General features: G+C 47.2%; 19 protein-coding genes and 3 pseudogenes. 14 read left to right on the forward strand and 8 right to left on the reverse strand.

Annotation, left to right across the window (positions count from 1 at the left end):
• The first annotated feature begins 30 nt into the window (after positions 1–30).
• Both VSQ30_RS00660 and VSQ30_RS00665 read left to right on the forward strand, forming a co-directional pair.
• On the forward strand, positions 31–279 hold the full coding sequence (locus VSQ30_RS00660) for a TnpV protein (RefSeq protein WP_502876159.1): 249 nt from the start codon (positions 31–33) through the stop codon (positions 277–279).
• Positions 280–290: 11 nt separating this feature from the next.
• Positions 291–590, forward strand: a complete 300-nt coding sequence (locus VSQ30_RS00665) for a hypothetical protein (protein ID WP_334461350.1) — start codon at positions 291–293, stop codon at positions 588–590.
• 26 nt (positions 591–616) lie between these two features.
• On the opposite strand, the pseudogene VSQ30_RS00670 reads toward VSQ30_RS00665, so the two are convergent.
• Positions 617–841, reverse strand: a pseudogene (locus tag VSQ30_RS00670) (transcriptional regulator); the annotation flags it as partial.
• Here VSQ30_RS00670 and VSQ30_RS00675 point away from each other — a divergent pair.
• The 5 genes and pseudogenes from VSQ30_RS00675 to VSQ30_RS00695 form a co-directional block, all read left to right on the forward strand.
• Positions 818–1,009 (forward strand): annotated as a pseudogene (locus VSQ30_RS00675) (phage replisome organizer N-terminal domain-containing protein); the annotation flags it as partial. The pseudogenes VSQ30_RS00670 and VSQ30_RS00675 overlap by 24 nt on opposite strands.
• The gene (locus tag VSQ30_RS00680) at positions 1,006–1,851 is read left to right on the forward strand and encodes an ATP-binding protein (protein ID WP_334461351.1); all 846 of its coding nucleotides are present in this window, start codon (positions 1,006–1,008) and stop codon (positions 1,849–1,851) included. The pseudogene VSQ30_RS00675 and the gene VSQ30_RS00680, both read left to right, overlap by 4 nt.
• Positions 1,844–2,044, forward strand: coding sequence for a transposon-encoded TnpW family protein (locus tag VSQ30_RS00685; protein WP_289115646.1), 201 nt, complete (start codon positions 1,844–1,846; stop codon positions 2,042–2,044). The genes VSQ30_RS00680 and VSQ30_RS00685 overlap by 8 nt, the downstream gene beginning before the upstream one ends.
• 168 nt (positions 2,045–2,212) lie before the next feature.
• Positions 2,213–3,088, forward strand: coding sequence for a DNA adenine methylase (locus VSQ30_RS00690; protein WP_334461354.1), 876 nt, complete (start codon positions 2,213–2,215; stop codon positions 3,086–3,088).
• A 9-nt stretch (positions 3,089–3,097) separates the two neighbouring features.
• Entirely contained in the window at positions 3,098–3,391 is a 294-nt protein-coding gene (locus VSQ30_RS00695) for a hypothetical protein (protein WP_334461356.1), read from the forward strand.
• Between the two features lie 15 nt (positions 3,392–3,406).
• Here VSQ30_RS00695 and VSQ30_RS00700 read toward each other — a convergent pair whose 3' ends face one another.
• On the reverse strand, positions 3,407–3,931 hold the full coding sequence (locus VSQ30_RS00700) for a hypothetical protein (protein WP_334461357.1): 525 nt from the start codon (positions 3,929–3,931) through the stop codon (positions 3,407–3,409).
• A gap of 184 nt (positions 3,932–4,115) precedes the next feature.
• Between VSQ30_RS00700 and VSQ30_RS00705 the strand changes: the two genes are divergently transcribed.
• The 3 genes from VSQ30_RS00705 to VSQ30_RS00715 all read left to right on the forward strand — a co-directional run bounded on the left by VSQ30_RS00705 (position 4,116) and on the right by VSQ30_RS00715 (position 8,105).
• Positions 4,116–6,509 carry an AAA family ATPase gene (locus VSQ30_RS00705; RefSeq protein ID WP_334461360.1) on the forward strand — a complete coding sequence of 798 codons (2,394 nt, stop codon included), beginning with the start codon at positions 4,116–4,118 and terminating at the stop codon, positions 6,507–6,509.
• Complete coding sequence (mcrC, locus tag VSQ30_RS00710; protein ID WP_334461361.1) at positions 6,506–7,558, forward strand: 5-methylcytosine-specific restriction endonuclease system specificity protein McrC; 1,053 nt, start codon at positions 6,506–6,508, stop codon at positions 7,556–7,558. The genes VSQ30_RS00705 and mcrC overlap by 4 nt, the downstream gene beginning before the upstream one ends.
• Positions 7,559–7,847: 289 nt before the next feature.
• The gene (locus VSQ30_RS00715) at positions 7,848–8,105 is read left to right on the forward strand and encodes a hypothetical protein (protein WP_334461363.1); all 258 of its coding nucleotides are present in this window, start codon (positions 7,848–7,850) and stop codon (positions 8,103–8,105) included.
• A 491-nt stretch (positions 8,106–8,596) separates the two neighbouring features.
• On the opposite strand, the gene VSQ30_RS00720 is transcribed toward VSQ30_RS00715, so the two are convergent.
• The 6 genes and pseudogenes from VSQ30_RS00720 to VSQ30_RS00745 form a co-directional block, all read right to left on the reverse strand.
• On the reverse strand, positions 8,597–10,183 hold the full coding sequence (locus tag VSQ30_RS00720) for a P-loop ATPase, Sll1717 family (RefSeq protein WP_334461364.1): 1,587 nt from the start codon (positions 10,181–10,183) through the stop codon (positions 8,597–8,599).
• 158 nt (positions 10,184–10,341) lie between these two features.
• Positions 10,342–10,599, reverse strand: a pseudogene (locus VSQ30_RS00725) (recombinase family protein); the annotation flags it as partial.
• A 239-nt stretch (positions 10,600–10,838) separates the two neighbouring features.
• On the reverse strand, positions 10,839–11,969 hold the full coding sequence (locus tag VSQ30_RS00730; RefSeq protein ID WP_334461366.1) for a DUF2800 domain-containing protein: 1,131 nt from the start codon (positions 11,967–11,969) through the stop codon (positions 10,839–10,841).
• The gene (locus VSQ30_RS00735; RefSeq protein ID WP_293278449.1) at positions 11,969–12,262 is read right to left on the reverse strand and encodes a hypothetical protein; all 294 of its coding nucleotides are present in this window, start codon (positions 12,260–12,262) and stop codon (positions 11,969–11,971) included. Before VSQ30_RS00735 ends, VSQ30_RS00730 begins: the two co-directional genes overlap by 1 nt.
• 17 nt (positions 12,263–12,279) lie before the next feature.
• A complete protein-coding gene (locus VSQ30_RS00740; RefSeq protein ID WP_334461368.1) occupies positions 12,280–12,675 on the reverse strand; it encodes a DUF7768 domain-containing protein in 396 nt (131 codons plus the stop codon).
• A gap of 259 nt (positions 12,676–12,934) precedes the next feature.
• Complete coding sequence (locus tag VSQ30_RS00745) at positions 12,935–13,438, reverse strand: helix-turn-helix domain-containing protein (protein WP_334461369.1); 504 nt, start codon at positions 13,436–13,438, stop codon at positions 12,935–12,937.
• Positions 13,439–13,914: 476 nt separating this feature from the next.
• Here VSQ30_RS00745 and VSQ30_RS00750 point away from each other — a divergent pair, with 476 nt between their 5' ends.
• From VSQ30_RS00750 to VSQ30_RS00765, 4 genes are read left to right on the forward strand one after another with little or no spacing between them, the layout of a single operon-like run.
• Positions 13,915–14,124 carry a type II toxin-antitoxin system Phd/YefM family antitoxin gene (locus tag VSQ30_RS00750; protein WP_160576694.1) on the forward strand — a complete coding sequence of 70 codons (210 nt, stop codon included), beginning with the start codon at positions 13,915–13,917 and terminating at the stop codon, positions 14,122–14,124.
• A 15-nt stretch (positions 14,125–14,139) separates the two neighbouring features.
• A complete protein-coding gene (locus VSQ30_RS00755) occupies positions 14,140–16,326 on the forward strand; it encodes a class I SAM-dependent DNA methyltransferase (RefSeq protein ID WP_334461370.1) in 2,187 nt (728 codons plus the stop codon).
• Complete coding sequence (locus VSQ30_RS00760; protein ID WP_334461371.1) at positions 16,323–16,688, forward strand: restriction endonuclease subunit S; 366 nt, start codon at positions 16,323–16,325, stop codon at positions 16,686–16,688. The genes VSQ30_RS00755 and VSQ30_RS00760 overlap by 4 nt, the downstream gene beginning before the upstream one ends.
• Complete coding sequence (locus VSQ30_RS00765; RefSeq protein ID WP_334461373.1) at positions 16,678–19,662, forward strand: type I restriction endonuclease subunit R; 2,985 nt, start codon at positions 16,678–16,680, stop codon at positions 19,660–19,662. Before VSQ30_RS00760 ends, VSQ30_RS00765 begins: the two co-directional genes overlap by 11 nt.
• Positions 19,663–19,718: the final 56 nt, after the last annotated feature.

The following is a 19,718-nucleotide window of genomic DNA, read 5'->3' on the forward strand; positions in this document are numbered from 1 at the left end:
GATTTGACGCAATGGAATTGACTTATATTCGTGTGGGAGATTATTATATCCCTAATCTGGTGGCGGGAGCTGGCAGGCAGTAGAAAACTCACCGCCCACCTGCTGGACATTGACGATACCGCCCAGGAGTGGATGGACAGAATGCTCCCTCAGATGATGGAGGCCGCTGGCGCGACCGAGGAATTGAAAGCCCGTGACCAGATGACATGGGTGGGTTTGGTGAATAATTGTCGGGTCAGGGTGGAAGAAATTATTATGGCTGATTTGATTTATGTTTAGGGGGCGATTTGATGCTGACATTTGAGAAAGTGCTTGCGATTTTTGATGATTACCTTCAGCAAGACCCGCTCTATGAAGTTGTGTTCACTAAACACGGTTATGCGTTAATGGCTTGGGAACCTGTGCGGAGTACTTGGTATAGTGCCGAGCATATGGCCACGCCGGAGGTTTTGCTGGACAGTCTACTGGACGCTTACGCAAGTTTTATGGAAGATCAGATAACCGACAATGAGCGGGATTTGACCAAACAGGAAACCGCTGAGATAAAACGTCAGTGTGATTTGTTCCGGGCCAAGTGCATGGGTAAATAGCGGCAGAGCGGGACAGGAGGGCGCGGTTAAGCGTCCTCCTGTCCGTTTGGTTGGGCCTGTTCAATCTGCACGATTTCTTTTGCTGTTGCAGTCACGATCCGCAACCCGTTATCGTTCATACCATCCAGCAGAACATCAAGCTGACGGCGCTGGGTGTTCTTTCCTGTGGGCTGCTCCAAAAGGAATTGGTCAACGGATATGTTGTAACGCAGTATTAGCTCAAAGAAGATTTGCAAGCCGACTTCCCTACCATCTGGCAGGAGTACATCGAGAGGTTATCCGAGTACATGGCATCTACCGGCAGGACATACAAGAGCCATGCCGCCACTATCCGCCGCTGGATAGCTGATGATAGGCGCAAGGCCGCTCCCCCTGCCCGTGACCGGGATTATAGCGTGAAGGACGGTGATACCGTATGACGGAGATCCGCGAGGACGAATACCTTGATCCGGCTGACGGCCTTATCCATTGCCGCAAGTGCGGAGGCCCCCGGCAAGCCGTTATCCCTGACCCATTCAAAGGCGGCACTTTCAAGCCCCGGTGCGTCTGTTCCTGCCAGCAGGAGAAGGAGCGCCGCCGCAAAGAAGCCGAGGAACGCCGCCAGCGCATGGAGCGGATCAAACGTCGCAAGGCCCAGGGACTTCAAGACCGCTACCTCTACGGCTACACCTTCGCCCACGACAACGGGCAGAATCCCGTTATGGCGAAAGCCCACGCCTATGTCAATCACTGGCCCCAAGCGTTCAAGAAGAACATCGGCCTGTTGCTGTTCGGTGACGTTGGTACGGGCAAATCCTTCCTGGCCGGGTGCATAGCGAACGCGCTTTTGGAACGGGACGTACCTGTACTCATGACCAACTTCCCCACCATCCTGGCCCGCCTGTGCGGGACGTTCGGAGAGGACAGAACGGCGTTTCTGGACAGCCTGGGGGACTATGACCTGTTAATCATAGACGATTTAGGCGCGGAGCGCAACACCGAATATGCCCTTGAGCAGATGTTTTCTATCATCGACAGCCGCTATCGCTGTAACAAGCCGCTGATCGTGACCACCAACCTGAAGCTGGACGAGCTGAAGCATCCGCCCGACCTTGCTCACGCCCGTATCTATGACCGGATTTTAGAACGCTGCGCCCCTATCCTCTTTGCCGGGAAGAACTTCCGGGAGGACAACGCCGCCAGCATCAAAGCGGCAGCGCGGCAGATTATCACAACACCTGCGGCCAGCAGACCGCAACCGAGAAAGGAGAACTATGAGTAACGAACCGACCGCCACCGAAACAATCACCTACCCCAAGGCCACGCCGCAGACCCCGCCCGCGCTGGTGAAGAAAATCGGCAAGACCACCTACCGGGTATGGGCGCATTTCAGTACCACCAGTACCGAAACAATGGAGGATAAAATCAAGCGGCTGCTCCGAGAGGAAGTCCGTCAGGCGATGGAAAACGAGTAATAACCCAAGCAGGCCGGGAACCGTAACAGGCTCCCAGCCTGCTTCTACAGCAAATTATGAACATTTTGCAAATATGGGTTGCCCTAAAGTTGTACTCTTTTTTATTGATTTGCAATAATTAATGTGCTATTATTATTTTGGTATTTTATGTAGAAAGGAGAGAAACCAATGTCCAATCCATCGCCATTGCGATACCCTGGTGGTAAAAACCGTTTGGCGGGTTTTATTAGTTTGGTCATTCAGAATTTGAACCTGCCAAACTGTACATATGTCGAACCATTTGCTGGTGGTGCTGGCGTGGCCCTCTCTTTATTACTGAGTGGTACCGTCGATAATATTATTATTAACGACTACGATAAAGCAATTTATTCCTTTTGGCGGGCAATAAAGCATGAACCCAATGCACTTATTAAGCGGATTGAAGAAACACCAATAACCATCGAAGAATGGTATAGGCAAAAAAAAATCTATTCATCGGCAACTTCATATTCTTTGGATTTAGCTTTCGCAACTCTGTTTTTAAATCGGACTAATCGTTCGGGAATTTTAAACGCTGGACCAATCGGCGGCTATTCGCAATCTGGTGAGTGGAAACTCGATGTTCGTTTCGACAAAGAGACACTTATAGCGAAGATTGCTGTAATCGCTGAACATAAGCAACGTATTACCGTCTACAACAAAGACATCATTAGTCTGTTAAGAAATTATGCCCCCGGATTTGGGAGAAATGTGTTCTTTTATTTTGATCCTCCGTACTATAACAAGGGGCAAAAACTATATAAGAACTTCTTTAGCCACAAAGATCACCAACGAATTCATGATGTAATTGCTCAAGAAATTGCAGCCCCGTGGATAATAACGTATGATGATGTAGGCGAAATTGCACGTTTGTATGCTGATTTTGCTATACGAAAATTTGATTTAACATACAGTGCGGCGAATAAGGGGATAGCTTCTGAATTGATGATTTTTTCTGATATACATAGTTGCCCTACACAAAAGCAGTTAGCCGAAAATAAGATTACAATAAATCTCAGGGGATAGAGGTGCATCATGATTATAAAGAACGTAAAGATAGAGAAATTTCGTGCTTTTGAACACGCTTCGTTCTCCTTGGGGAAACGCATTACTGCAATATCCGGACGCAATGCAACGCAAAAGACCACTCTTCTGGGTATGATTGGACAACCCTTTACAATTTCTAAAGATCACCCAATGTATGGTTGTAAGACGATAGATGGCTATAATTTTAGGTCACAGTTTAAGGAAAAATTCAAAATATCTCCAGCGCATGATGTTATCGGTCAACATAAATGGAAAATTGAACTACATCATTATTTTGAATAGAAGTGGTTGCCTGCTCTATTGATATATACCCTTTCTTAAGCAGTTTAGTTTATCAATAGGCAATATACCTGCTAATATTACTGCCGATTCCTCCCATCCAGTTGGCTCCCACCAGTTAGCAGAGCAGAAAAAATCGGTAGGTTTGCGTCTTTCTTCAAAAGAAATTTGTAATGAGCGACTAGCAAAGTATTCTTGATGCAGTTGATGAATGAAACGGTATTCAATGCCGTCACAAATCAAAATACCAGCATCATGCGCAAATTTTTCGATTTCTTCAAGATTTTGGTTGCTCAAATTTTTAGATAAAGCTTTGCGACCCATGTTATATTCAATGCCAGTTCCTTGCTGATTGACAATAATAGTTTCAGCTAAACAAGTTAGCAAATCATAAGTGGAACTTTTTAATTTTTCTAGTTCACTTTTGCTCTTTTCCCCTTTTTTATCCAACTTCTTTATTTCACTGTCAATGCACCTTTCAGCAAATGTTTCAAATAATTTTCCTCTATTCTGGGGAAGGTTACTATTGCTATCCAGGTACAAATCATAAAAGACTTTGAGTTCTCTTATTTCGACGATATCGACGATGCGCTGATTGAAGGGCTGGAACAGAATCAGGACTTTTTCTCCCTGCTTCTAAGCAATGATGAAATCAAGAGGCAGGTGCTTGGCATCTTTACAGAGGAGATATATAGGAACTTGCGAAACACATAGGAGGAAATGATTCATGTTCGACAAATTTCGTTTGAAAGATGTATTGGTGAAGTACAAACAAGATTTCGTGTCCACGCAATGGGGTAACGAAAAATATAAATGGGAGTCGGTGAAGTGCTTTCAGGACAATTGGGATGTAAATGCGGCTGATTTTGCCGAGATGCTCACGCGTTCCCTTGCCAAAACATATAACCTGCTGGCTTCCATGAATAATTTCCCGGCGCGAATGATTACGGGATTTGCCAAGACAGCATCGGAAGAAGTGCGCTCCATGTTTATTGCGCTCTTTGACGAAAACAAGGATGTGTATGAGCGGATTGACGCTTTCAAGATGCAATCCTCTATTCTGCTTGAAAAGTACGGAAACGGTGCGGGTCAGCATTATCAGTATGAGAATGCCATCAGCACCTATCTGTGGCTGCGGTATCCGGACAAGTATTATATCTACAAGTTCGGTGAGATTAAGGCCGTGGCGGATGAGCTGGAAAGTGACTATCGATTCAAAAAAGGTGCCTATGCAGACAACATCCGGAATTTCTATAAGCTCTATGATGAGATTTGCGAGGAGCTGAAACAGGACACAGAACTTATCAATCTTTTCAAGAGCCAGCTCACGGATACTTGCTATTCTGATCCTGAGCTGAAGACACTGACATTTGATGTGGGCTTTTATATCAGCCGTTATTACGCGCAGAAAAGCGCTGTTGTGACCGAAGAGGAGTGGTTTCCGGCAGGTTATGATCCGGGCCTTTCAGTCGACGATTGGCTTGGCCTGCTCGACGATGCAGATGTCTTTACTACCAGCAGTCTAGAAATCATGAAGCGTATGAAAGATTACGGCGGAATGGCCACCTGCACTCAGCTTTCTGTAAAATATGGTGAAACCAAGAATTTTTACAACAGTGGTTCCGTGGCTCTTGCCCGCCGCATTGTAGAAAAAACTGGTTGCCCTGTTATGGAACGAGATGATGAATCCTTACGTTGGTGGACGATTCTTTATATGGGTAGAAACGCTGGCAGGGATGAAGAAGGAAGCTATGTATGGAAACTGCGCGATGAGCTTGCGGCAGCTTTGGATAAGGTCGATTTAAGCGGAGTTGAGCTTTATGTTGCTGCTGCGCCAGGTGAAGAAGACCACGGTTATTGGTGGCTGAATGCGAATCCGAAGATTTGGAGTTTTTCCGATATAGCTGTTGGCGAAGTTCAGTCGTACACGCTGTACAATGATAACGGAAACAAGCGCAGAATCTTTCAGAACTTCCTTGACGCTAAAGCTGGTGATATGATTATCGGCTACGAGTCATATCCCGTGAAACAGATTGTTGCAATTGGCAAGATTAGTGCAGAGCAGGATGGCGAGGAGATATACTTTGAGAAAGTCGAAGGGTTAACATCCCCGATTGACTATGCGACGTTGAAAGGATGCCCGGAACTGGAGCGCATGGAGTACTTCCAGAGTCCGCAGGGTAGTCTGTTCAAACTGACCAGAGGTGAGTATGATTTTATCATTGATCTCATCCAAGAAGAAAACCCGCTACAGTCCGAATCGGCTATAGACACCTATACAAAGGATGACTTTCTAGAAGAGGTGTACATGACCGAAACACGGTACGAGAATCTTGTGTCAGTGCTCCAAAATAAAAAGAACATTATCTTGCAAGGTGCGCCGGGAGTTGGAAAAACCTTTGCAGCGAAGAGACTCGCCTATTCTATGATGGGCGAAAAAGACGAAAGCCGCATCGAATTTGTGCAGTTCCATCAAAATTACTCTTATGAGGATTTCATGATGGGTTATAAACCAGTAGAGGACGGCTTTGAGCTGAAGTACGGTATTTTCTATCGCTTCTGTCAAAAAGCTGCCAATCAACCAGACAAGGATTACTTCTTCATCATCGATGAGATCAACCGTGGCAATATGAGCAAGATTTTTGGAGAGCTGCTCATGCTGATTGAGCGCGATTACAGAGGTACAAAGGCTACCCTTGCATACAACGGACTCACGTTCTCTGTACCGAGAAACCTTTATATCATTGGTATAATGAATACAGCCGACCGAAGCCTTGCTATGATTGACTACGCTCTCCGTCGCCGTTTTAGCTTTTTTGAGGTGGAGCCGGGTTTTGATTCCGATGGGTTCACTCAGTACCAAAACGGTCTTAACAATGAAACTTTGAACGAGCTCGTGTCCAGAGTAAAGGATTTGAATAAAGAAATTGCGCTGGATAAGTCTCTCGGCAAGGGTTTCTGCATCGGTCACAGCTATTTTTGCGGTAGAGATATCTGTACCGATGAATGGCTGCACTCAATTGTTGATTACGATATTCTACCCATGCTTTCCGAGTATTGGTTTGACGATGCATCCAAACTTCGGCACTGGGAAAACATTCTGCAGGGTGTGTTTCAATGATAAAGGACAAGAGCATATTTATAAAAAACATATACTACATGCTCTCCTATGCGTTTACTACTTTGAATCAGGGTGGCTATGAGAATGTGGCAGCGGAGGAGTTTGATAATCTGCATAATCTCTTCTCTGCAATTCTAGCCAAGGGAATCGGCAGACAGTTGAAACAGGGCCTCTATCGTGAATATCTGAATCGCAAGGAAGATGTAGCGGTAGTGCGCGGCAAGATTGATATGCCCGGAACAATTCAAAATCGCCTTGCTCGAAAGCGAGTGTTGACCTGTGAATACGATGAGCTTTCTGAGAATAACCTGTTAAATCAGATTCTGAAAACAACGGTGATGATTCTATTGCGTCATGCCAAAGTAGACACCGAGTATAAAACGAATCTGAAAAGGGAAATGCTGTTTTTCTCGAATGTCGATATCATTGATCCGGCATCTATTCATTGGGACTCAATCCGGTTTCAGAGGAACAACAATACCTACCGAATGCTCGTCAGCCTTTGCCAACTGGTACTTGAAGGTATGCTTTTGACCACAGATGACGGAGAATATAGACTGGCTACCTTTATTGACGAGCAGCGGATGAGTCGACTCTATGAGAAATTCATTCTTGAATTTTACGCGAAGGAGTGTCCGCAGGTAAAAGCAACAGCATCACAAATACCTTGGGCCTTGGACGATGGAATTGGAACTATGCTACCGATTATGCAGAGCGATATTATGCTCTCGCAAGGCAACAAGGTGCTAATTATCGATGCTAAGTATTACACTCATACCACACAAGTACAGTATGATGTTCACACGCTTTACTCGAATAATTTGTACCAGATTTTCACTTATGTGAAGAACAAGGACACCGAGTTTGGCGAAAAACCACATACAGTATCTGGCATGTTGCTATACGCCCGAACGGATGAAACCATCCAGCCCGATAATGTTTATCAAATGAGTGGTAATAAAATTAGCGTAAAAACGCTGGATTTGAACCTGGATTTTTCTACAATCGCTGCGCAGTTGAATGCGATTGTAGAAGAACACTTTGTGTAACGACAGCAGTTAGCGAACATTTTAGAGGATTTCTGTTGGCAGCATAATAATTCTCAAAACGGTGATCCTACTGAGCAGTTGCATCTTTGCTCAGATTGGGGTATACTATAGTAGCGTAGCGTTATCACGGTAAAAACAAAATACATCAGAATACGACATAATGTAATTGTGACCATTGACGTGGTATGGTAGGGCACGGTGTGGCTTGCCATGGCCAGGTGTAGCATGGCGCGGAACGGTCACAAACAGCTACCCTTCATCAATATTAAAAATTGAATGGAGGTACATTATGAATTATTCAGAAAACGCCCTCAGACGCAGGGCATACAGCATCGGTTACCGAGTGGAGAAGGGCTTCCGGCATTTAGGGCAGTTTGTCTACCACGACTCTTGTGGTGACCGCTTTACCGGCTATATGGTGAAAGACCTGTATACCGGTTTCTATGAGTGGGGTTGCTATAGTGAGAATTTTGACCACTTGTGGAACCTTGACGATGTTGCCGAGTTTCTCAAGGGCGAGTATGAAACTCGCGGGTTGGTTTGGTAAAAGGCTGACTAGCGTTCAAAAACCGTGAAAAGAAAACGTGCGCATGGCCTCCGGTTTCCTTGGGTAGCACCGGAGGCCACATTTTAATTTTTCTCCAATCTTTTAATTTTCCCTCCAGTGAGACAGGGGAAGGGTTCAAATTTTTGCCCTCTCCGTAGCGGTCACCCGGCCCCCAAAATGAAAAAAGCGGGACACCGGAGGCTATCTGCACCCCGGTGTCCCGCAATTCCCTTAATTTCAAGGCTTTTTCATAGAGAAAATTAAAAAGTCCGCAGTCGATTGTATCATCGACTGCGGACTTTCGTGAAAAGTGCTGGTGATTTTGATACGATTGCACCCCCTTGCCGCATAGGGGGTGCAAGTTTTCTGTTGTAAACATAGCAAAATGCCAAAGGGGGGTGCAAAATTCGGTATAGGGGGTTCTGGCTGGTCTCTGAAATAGGCTACTTTTGGAAAGGGGTTTCAAACATATTCACCGTGAAATCTGTCTGCTACTGACCGCTCGATTTGTAATTTATTATTGATGCCCGGAAAAAGCGTATTAACGGATAGTGGATAGTTAGTGGAGCCATAGGGTCTATATCTCTATCCCCCTTGAATACAAAACGAGGAACTTTTCCATAATTTCCAATAACACCAAGGTCGTATAAATCACGCAATATCTGGTTTGGTTTATGTGATCCATTTTTTAATGTCTCTACTTCGACAAAGGTATCAGCTTTCCCATCTATCTGCGCAATAAAGTCCTTTAACTCAAAAGGAATACTCATTCCTGTCAATGCGAGGCGTATGCCGTCAACTTCTATATTTGAGTATTTTGCAGTTAGAGATTCCTCGAATTCCGTCCATGATTCATCTGAATAATCTTTACGAATTGTGTCAAAAGTTTCTTGGTCGGCAGTGGATTTTTCACCTCGAACAGCTTGAATAGCTGTAAACATACGAATAATATCTCTTGGCTTATACCATGTTTGATCTAAAATATAATTGCGCACATCGATTCGGCTGTTACCAATAGTCTGCACAAAATATTCCTGCCACACATTTCCTGTTGGAACTAATCCAGCTTTTATTTCGCTATACTGAATACGCTTTTCTAACATCTTTAATAAAGGATGATTAGAGATATCTCCGCCATGTTGTTGCCATGAAATTTGGACGCCAAAATCATGAATGGTTTTATTTATTTCCATTCCTTTTGCCTGCACATTTTTATAGACCTCGTTGCGTACGGCCGCAATTAGATAAACAGGGAATCCATGTTCCTTGGAAATTTCCGAAATATATTGGATTGCAAAAATCAAATCTCTGATAAGTGTTATATCGCGTTCATAACTTTTGGTCCGCTTTAGGGATAACTCTAATTCATCAACTAAAATGTAAATCTTGTTTTCTTTCGGTATGAGTTTAGCGTACAAATCAAGGGCTTTTTTTGCAATAGAGGTAAATGTGGCTGCTTTTTTATCCGAATCCGTCCATTCCAATTCAAAGTCTACTTTTCCATATTTTCCAATATTAAGTTCTATATTACCTTTTTTTACTTTGGGAAGAATTCTTTTTGTAATATTGTCATCATCGGCATCATTATAAACTGCATTCAATAAAGTGTTTAGCTGTTTCCAGTTCTTATCCTCCCTATCAAAAACACCGTATTCTGTATGATTTAACCGGAAAACTATTAACTTGATAAGGTAGATTTGCCATGCAAGCACACAGTTAATTGTGATATCTGTCGGAATATTTTTTTCAACAATCTCCTCAAATGGCTGGCTTGGAAGTGACGCTCTTTTTATTTGATTTCTCTGATCCTCATCAACATCTTTTTTGAATCGTACAAATTCGGTGAAAACAGGATCTTCGCTTTGTTGCATCCGAGCTTCAATATATTTGAGCAACATAGTTTTTCCTGTACCTTTGTCACCACATATGTAATATACCGATCCATCAACCATTTTGCCAAAATCAAGATTTGGATATTCAAAGAAGATTTCTGAACACACTTCAGGGCCAAATTCAAGAAATTCATTATATGCATCAATTTTTCCGAGATATAAATCTTTAAATTTAAGCTGTCCCATAACAACACCTCATAGTATATTGGGGGGATGCAAAATCATCTCTTTACTAAGTATACCAAGAATCGACTTAAAAAACCAGCCCTTGTTGCTATTTTGTCAAAATAAAAATGGCCCACCAGCTCCAAATGAGCCAGCGGGCCATGTGTGTTCCTGTTCGGTTATCCCTCGATCTCCATCCCGTTCTGGAAGGTGAACACCAGCCGCCCATGGATGTTTTGTTCCTCAAAGTACACATCCACTCCCAGCGATTTCAAATCCCGGACGGTCTGGAGCAGCACCACAGTGTTCCGGGCGAACCGGGAAATCGACTTGGTGATGATGAGGTCGATGTTCCCGGCGCGGCACTCGGCCAGCAGCCGCTGGAACTCGGTGCGGTTCTCCTTCGTGCCGGTCAGGGCCTCGTCCGCGAACACTCCGCAGTAGAGCCACCGGGGAGAGCCGCCGTCCCAGGTGGCGCGAGATACACGTCCGCTCGAAAGCGGCGTTGAATGCGGTCTTGGTTACGGTCTCATCCTCCAGCGCCGCCAGCACCCGGTCGGGGAGCTGCTCCCCGCAGGCCAGATCGACCACTTGGGTCGGTTCATCGTCAAAGGCGAAGGCAAAGAGGAGAATTTCAAACAATGATGACCTTGGTCGGATTGATAGCAGACATAACTTAAACCTCCTGAAATTCCGCAGATGCGGTGTCCTTGGTGACTTCTTGTCGTTTGTCGGATTTGGGAACGAGGGTGAGCTTGCCCTGGGGCTTGTATACATAGGGGCCGAGGATGCGCTGGAACTCGGCTTTCCCCATGAGCCGCTCCATGTCGCCGATCCCGATGAGGGACTTCTTGAAAATGTCGGTGTAGCCGTTGGCCTGGGCCGCAGCGACCACCTCGTCCTCGCTGCTGTACTTTCTGACGCTGCGCCCCTCCACCAGCTTGTATCCGGGCCACTGCTTGCCGTGGATGATGGCCTCGTCCTGGGCGAAGGCATACACGTCTGCCGCCCACTTCGCCAGCTCGTCCGAGCGGCGGAGGACTTCAGCGATCTCCTCATCGTCCAGCAGCGCAGGCTTGCGAAACTCCATCTGGGCCAGCTTGAGGAACTCCTCGGCCCTGGCGCGGCACTGGTTCCGGGCCTTACAGAACCGGCACCAGCTCCCGGCTGCGAACTCCCCGGCTCCCATGAGGGCCATCGCCCCGGTGGGCCGGAGAACTTCCTCGCCCCACTGCTTCAGCTCTGCCGGGTCGATCTCCCAGGTGGAGCAGTGGTTGAGCCGGGGCTGGAAGATGGTCAGCCGCACCACCTTGGGGTCGTAGAGCAGCTCCGCCTTGCTCAGAACACCCAGGCCGTAGATCATGAGCTGCTCATTGTGGTCGGCGAACACCTGAACGCCACGGCCCAGCTTGAGGTCGATGATGTGGATGTAGTTGTCGGTCACAATGACCATGTCGGCGGTGCCGAAGCAACCCTCCACATATTCCGAAGCGTCCACCCGCTGCTCGACCGTGAACACCGGGTCCTTGCAGACCCGCCGCGCCTCCTCAATCTCTCCCTGGACGAAGGAAACGTACTCGTCCACGGCCTCCAGCAGCTCGTCCGAGTAGTAGTCGGACACCGGGCGGCGGGTGCGCTGCTTGAGGTACTTCTTGATGAGGTGTTCAGCCATCGCATGGCCTGCGGTCCCCTCGGCGGCGTAGGCGCTCTCTTCGTCCTGGAACTGCTCCTCCAGCGTCAGGGAGGGAGGACAGTGCAGGCGGCGGTTCGCAGCCGAGGGAGAAAATCTCGCGTGTGTGGAAGGCATCAGAGCGCCTCCACTTCTCGGAGAAGGTCGGCGTAGTCCTCCGGCTTGACGCCAGACAGCTTGCCAGCGTCATACTTCATCAGCAGGGCCTTGACCTGGGCGGTCTTGCCCTCATCGCTCTTGGCGGACATGACGGCGCGGACCTGCTCGATGGTGATGGGCTTTTCGGGTTTCTTGGTCGGCTCCGGGGCCGCAGCGGTGGTGGCCTCCGCTCCCTGTTCAGCCAGGGAGCGGTAGCCTGCCGCCAGCAGCTCGAAGCCTTCAGCCAGTTGGCTGTAGACTTTTTTATCCATTTGTGGTATCCTTTCCTTTAGACAATACGTGCGCCCTGCAATTCGGCAAGGAACTCCTCATCCACCCGGTCATCGATGGAAAGCGTGTCCGGGGTGATGCGGTTGAGCTGCTCATCGTAGCAGCGGATGGGGATGCGCATCTTCTTGGCGATCTCCAGCTCGAACTTCATGCCCTTGGTGATCTTGCTGCCGATGAGCCACATCATGTCGCTGGCCTTCAGCAGTTCGGCCCCAAGCTGGATGCCGAGGATTCGCTCGTCCGGGAGATCGTCCCGGAGGAACTGCGGATACATCAGGTGGGGAATGACGGGAACGTAGCCGGTCTTGGCGGCGATCCGCCCAGCGTCCCTGGCGACCTTGATGTTGTGGTCGATGTCCCCACGGTAGGGGGAGCAGATAAAAACTTGCTGCATATCAGTTATCCTTTCGAGTCATTCGGGTGCATCCCGTGGTGTTGATGGTTGCTGCCGCCACCCGGTCGGGCGGGCAGTGGTTGTATGAGTGGCCACCTCATGGGCTAATAATAATCGTCCAAGCTCCGTTTGACCCGGATGTTGAAAACCCGAAAATAGGCCGCTTTCCAAGGCTCCAAACTGGGCCAGAGTCTCGGAAAGCGGCCTCTATCAACGGTCGAGTAGGCGGGCTTTGAAAACCCGGTAGCCAGAAAACTTTTTATTTTTCTTTCGCCAGCGGGGGAACCCCTGTGCTACGGAGCAGTGCATTGCAGTCGTAGATGCTGCTCCCTGTCATAGTGGAGAGGATCATCAGATAGGCGATGTCGCTTGGCTCACCAGCAAAGGTGTGGCCGGACTTATGTACCAGGTCGAGACTGAACGGCAGAGGGAGCTGGAGACCCACACACAGTGCGACAACGGTCTGGATGTTGGGCTTCGACTTATTGGAGCCGTTCCGGTATTTGCGGATCGTGTCCTCATTGATGAGACTCCGGCCAGCCAGGGCCTCGTTGGTCAGATGGAGCTTGTCCATGTGGTAGGCCAGGGTTGCTCCGAACTTACCAGGCAGTTCGTCCATGATGGCAGAGGTCTGCTCCACATAGGTCTTGAACTTTGGCGTATGGGCGGGGATATCACTGACCACCTTATTGAATGCGGTATCCTGGTAGGTGGCCTTGACCATCGCTTGGGGCTTGATTGAGGTTTTTTGTGTTTTTTTCATCTTATGTCCTTTCTGCCATGTGCGATGGAGCGAGGACACAAAAAGGCCCGGAGCGTATCAGCCCCGGACCTATGCACAGCCAAAAGGGCGCACAGGATCAAGGGTGCTGATAATGCCTCTCCCAGATGGGGAGGGTCGGCGTTATAGCATCCTCGCCCGTGTGCGCACACAGGCTGCGGTATTATTTCGCAACGGTGGATAAGTAATTGACCGTTGACGGGGGGAGTTGCACATTCCCCGTGAATAAGAATATCTGGAGTGAGATTTTTTGTCATATCAATGAAAGATACAAGTTTAGGTATGGAAAATGGGCGATTGTTCCTCATCCTGTACGGATGGATAAAGGAAAAATCGCCCGTTTTATATCTTCGAGAGATAGAAACATTTTGAGAGTGTAATGAATTTTATCGTTGAAATTGTAATTACTTTGTGGCATAATATAAGAATAAGCTCAGGATATAGAGGAGGATGTGCTGATGTCACAGTTTCAAAAGGGTAAAATCCCAATGGAGCATTACAATATGTCTGATTTGCTACGGGGACAAGCATCCAAAATTATCACAGCAATATCGGAAAATGATACGGCGGGATTTATATTGAAAAACGGAAAGCCGTTAGCCGTGATTATTTCAAATGATCGATACGAGCGGCTACTAAAGGCGGGCATTGATATTAATGAAATATAACGGAGGATTACAGATATGGCAGAAGTGAAAATTACCCAGGTCATGATGGATGACTCCACCCTGAATGTGAATAAAGAAGTTGACATGGTTTTTTCCATTGCCAACACCCTGCGCGGTCCCTACAAAGCGGACAAGTACAAAGACATCATCATTCCGATGATTATAATCAGACGTCTTGAGTGCGCTCTCGCTACAAAGGACGCAAGTGGCAAGATACGCAAACAGAAGGTCATCGAGAAATTTGACGCAAATCCCAAAACACCTCAGAAAGTTTTGGAGAACCTTGCAGGATATCCTTTTTACAACACCTCTAAATTTGATCTTGTAGGATTGCTGAACGAAGCCCCTGCTATTGTGGAGAACTTTCATTTCTATCTGGAGTCCTTCTCCCCGAACATCAAGGATATGTTGATTACCCGGCTGAAGTTTAAGGAGAAGATTTCCGACCTGGATAAAAATAACCGTCTGCTCGGCGTGGTAAAAAAGTTCTCTGAATTGGACTTGAATCCCGAAACGATTGACGGACACAAGATGGGCTATATGTTTGAGGAAATCATACGCAGATTTTCCGAAAATGCGGAAGCCGGTGATCACTATACTCCTCGCGAGGTCATTCGCGCTCTGTCGAGCATTCTTCTTGCCGAAGGATGTGATGACGTGTTCAGCGAAGGCAAGGAAATCACTGTATTGGACATGGCCTGCGGCACAGGTGGGATGCTCTCTACCACACACGATTTCATTAAGCGCATGAATCCCGATGCCACCGTTCGTCTGTTTGGTCAGGAGAACAATCCCGAATCCTACGCCATCTGCCTTGCTGATATGCTCATCAAGGGGCAGAAGGCCGACAATATTCGCTTTGCCGATACAATGAAGGAGGATTGCTTTGAGAAAGTTCCGATGCGGTTTGTCATCGCAAATCCGCCCTTCGGTCTTTCATGGGGAGGCAAAGATGCAGGTGATGGTGTAGAAAAAGCCGTCCGTGCCGAGGCGAAGAAAGGCAAGAACGGTCGATTCGGAGCGGGGTTGCCCGCTACAGGTGATATGCAGTTGTTGTTTATGCAACACGCCATTGCGAAGATGAATCGCAAGAACGGCCGCGCCGCCATCATCTCCAACGGCTCCCCACTGTTCTCCGGCAACACAACAAGCGGTGAAAGTCAGATCAGGCGCTTTATGCTGGAAAAAGATTTAATTGAGGCTATCATCGCACTCCCGTCGCAGCTTTTCTATAACACGGATATTGGCATTTATGCTTTTATTCTGTCGAAGAACAAGCGTAAAGACCGCGTAAACAAGATACAGCTGATCAACGCCGTGGATATGTGGGAACCGCTTAAGCGTTCTCTTGGTAAAAAGCGCCGTGAAATCTCTAAAAATCAGATTGACCTGATTACCGAAGTGTATGCCGCATTCGCTCCCGGTGCGAAAACACTGTACAGCGAGAAACGGAAAACCGACTGTAAAATTGAGTGCCGCATTTTTGAACGGGACGAATTCCTGTATAAGGAATGGGCCGTATATCAGCCCCTTCAGCGGCGCGGCGTCATTAATGCTGAGTCCATCGAGGCTCTGCGCACCAGCACATATTTTACTGCCAACTCCAATCTTTATAACGAGTCAGAACTTGCGGAACTGGAAGAGACGAATCCCCGTGACGCAAAGGCCGAAAAGAAATATCAGAAATATAAGCGCGGCAAGGTCTTTATTGACGCTGTCCTTGCTGCTCTGGAAATGCATCAGTCGGATACGGTATATACAGATTTTTCGTTGTTTCAGGCGGCCGTCAAAGAAATCATCAAAGATGTAGAGGGGTATACTGATTCCCGCTTGAATGGCATCGTCATGGAGATGAGTGTCATCGATAAGACCGCAGTTGTCCAGAAAGACCGCAAGGGAAAAGTTCTCACCGACCCGACCACGAAGGACACGGAGATTATCCGTTTGAATCAGGACGTGCAGGCGTACTTCGACGCAGAAGTCCTCCCCCATGTGCCGGATGCGATCTGGGCTTACGAATTCGATCCCAAGAAAGCGGTAAACGCACAAAACAGAGAACGTCTCGGAGCAGAATTCCCGTTTACACGTTACTTCTACGAATATAAAGCGCCAGAGTCCGCCGATGACCTTCTGACCCAGTTCGTGGATATCGAAAAGGAACTGAACCGTAAAATTGCCGACCTTACAGGAGGTGCCGAATGACCACCGAAACAAAGGACAGCGGAGTGAAGTGGATCGGCACAGTCCCCGCTGACTGGGAAATAAACAAAATATACCTCATGGAGTCAGAATATATGCAGAGTCAAATCAGAGTTTCTATGGCTGGCTCCGCCATGCCTCGTACCATATTGGCGAAAATAGTGAATTATTATGGCTTGCTTTGTCCACTATCTGAGCAGAAAGGAATCGTAAAGTTTCTTGATAAAAAGTGTCAGCAAATTGATGCTGTTGTCTTGGATAAGCAAGTACAGTTAAACAAAATTCTAAGCCACAAACAATCTCTGATTTACGAATATGTTACAGGAAAAAAGCGTGTAAAGGAGGTCACAAGTCATGCCAATTAGAGCAGACCAGCTAAAGGAAAAAGAGGACTACCAGAAGCTGATTCTGGAACATCTGCGTGATGATAACGGCTATCGCATCCGCCCTGCCGATAAGTTTTCTCCCGGTCTGGCGATGGATACGGAGATGCTGCTCGAATTTCTTGAAAGCACTCAGGCTGACACGATGGCCAGTCTCCGCACCATCTACAAAGATCGCACCGAGGAAACCATTATCAATTACATCAATGCCGAGATCAACAAACCGAGCCGCGGTCTGATTGATGTCATCAAGCACGGTGTTGAATTTGACAGCGGATACGAACTGAAGCTGATGTTCCGAAAGCCAGACAGCACAAAAAATCCCGTTGCAGTCGAAAACTACAACAGGAACATTTTCTCCGTCATGGAGGAGGTATACCACAAGAGCGATGAGCGCATTGACCTTGTGCTGTTTATGAATGGAATCGCCATTTTTGCCGTAGAACTGAAGTGCAATACCTCCGGGCAAAACTACGAGGATGCTATCAAGCAGTATAAGAATGAGCGCGACTGTACCACTCGTCTCCTTAAAGAAAAGGTCGGTGTGTTTGCAGCATTCGCTATGGATTTGAATGAGGTCTATTTTTGCACCAAGCTGATTGGCAAGGATTCCTTCTTTAATCCCTTCAACATAGGCTTTGAGTTTGGCAAAGGAAATCCCCATAACTGCCAGTCCTGCATCAATGTTTCCTATATGTGGGAGGACATCTGGACAAAGGATAAGATCATCTTCCTCATTGAGCGGTTCATATACATCAAAACAAAGGAACGCAAAAACTCCGACACAGGCAAGGTTCGCCGCACAAAAGAATTGATATTCCCTCGGTTCCACCAACTCCGTGCTGTGGAGAAGGTTATGAATGATGTCATTCTCAACCACTCGTCCTGCAACTATCTGATCGAGCATTCGGCAGGCAGCGGCAAGACCGAAACGATTTCATGGCTTGCTCATATTCTGTCCACGGTGCATGATGCCGAGAACAACAATGTGTTTGATACCGTGCTGGTCATCACCGACCGTATCGTTGTTGACCGTCAGCTGCAGGAAGCCATCATGGGCATGGAGCATAAAAGCGGACAGGTCAAGGTCATGGACGATAAGTGCGACTCCAACGACCTGGCGATTGCGCTGCGCGGCAACACAAAAATCATTGTCACGACCATCCACAAGTTTTACTACATTCTCGACAATAAACTGCTAACCAATTTGAAAGATAAGACCTTCGCTGTTCTGATCGACGAGGCACACTCCTCCACCGAGGGAACATTCATGCAGTCCGTTACCACGGTGCTTACCAACGATGATTCCGATGAGGAGAAGACCGAAGAGGATAAAATGCGTGAGGAAATCAAGAAGAGCGGCAAACAGCCGAATGTCTCCATGATAGCCTTTACCGCTACACCCAAGCCGGATACCATACAGCTTTTCGGAACACTGAACGCCGAGGGACGAAAAGAATCCTTCGACCTATACTCCATGAAACAGGCCATCGATGAAGGCTACATCCTCAATGTCCTTGACAACTATGTGACCTGGAAAACCTACTGTCACATCAACAAAGCTATCGAGGATGACCCGGAACTGAAGACGATTGCCGCCAAGAGAAAGATGGCGCGCTTTATCGATTTGCACACCACAAATATTGCGCAGAAAGTTGAAATTATCATTGAACATTTCCGGGCAAATGTTGCCCATCTGCTCGGAGGTACTGCAAAGGCGATGGTCGTTACTTCCTCCATTCAATCGGCCGTTGAGTACAAACAGGCTTTCGTGAAGTATATCCACGACCACGGATATACCGACATTAAGGCTCTTGTGGCGTTCTCCGGCAAGGTTAAAATCAAAGGCGTGGAATACTCCGAATACGGTATGAACCAGATTAAGGAAGAAGAGCTGCGTTATGAGTTTGACCGCAGCTGCTATCAGGTGCTGATTGTGGCGAATAAATACCAGACGGGATTTGACCAGCCGAAACTGGTGGCGATGTATGTGGACAAGAAGCTGAAAGGCGTGGCTGCTGTGCAGACGCTCTCTCGTTTGAACCGCATCTATCCACCGTATGATAAAACCACCTTTGTACTGGACTTCAAGAACGATTACGAGGAAATCAAAAAAGCGTTTGCGCCCTATTATAAGGATACCATCCTTTTTGAGACTATCTCTCCGTCCGATATTCGCGATCTCGACCGTGAACTGGATACATACGATTTCCTTGATGTGGACGATATTGACGAATTCAACGGGTATCTGTATCAGGCAAAGCGGACGGCACGTGATAAGGAGCGTATGTGGAATCTGCTTGATGTCGCCGTAAAGAAGGTTGAAAAGAAATCTGAGACCGATCAGGAAGCGATTGTCAAAACAATTCGCCGATTCCTCAAGGGTTACTGTTTCCTCATTCAAGCTACGGCATATGAAAACCTTGAACTACACAAACGTTACAATTTCCTGAGTTATCTCATCAAGGAAATCAATGTTGGAGGCGGTGGAAACAACTTTGACATTGCAGACAAAATAACCGTCAGTGAATTCCGGCAGGAGCAGACCAGCGAACATAAAAAGCCGGAGATCGAAGCACAGCCGGAAGTAAAGATCAAAAAGCCGAAACCGGCAAGTGTTGAAGAAGAACAGAAAAAACGCCTTTCCCAAATCATTGACGAGGTGAATGCTCTTTACGATAAAAAGTACGGCACAGACTTCGCCACAAAATCCGCCATGCAGATAAGGGACCTGCTCTTGCAGAATCCCGAATTTAAGGAACGGCTCACCAAGAGTGCAAAAAACAACTCTCTTGATGATTTCAAATTTACTTATGACGATTGCATCCAGGACATAAACTCAAAAGTCATAGAAACGCAAAAAATCCCTGCCGCTGGTCAAGAATTTCTTCGACCAGTGGCGGGGATTGCTTTCAAAATGTACGAAAATCCGCTGAAAATAACTGTTTTGACATAAAAGCAGGGACGGAAATCTTGATACTCGTTGTATCAAAATCTCCGTCCCTACATGTG

It is taken from the genome of Acutalibacter sp. JLR.KK004 (genome assembly GCF_036941085.1).
In the GTDB taxonomy this organism is placed as follows: Bacteria; Bacillota; Clostridia; order Oscillospirales; family Acutalibacteraceae; genus Acutalibacter.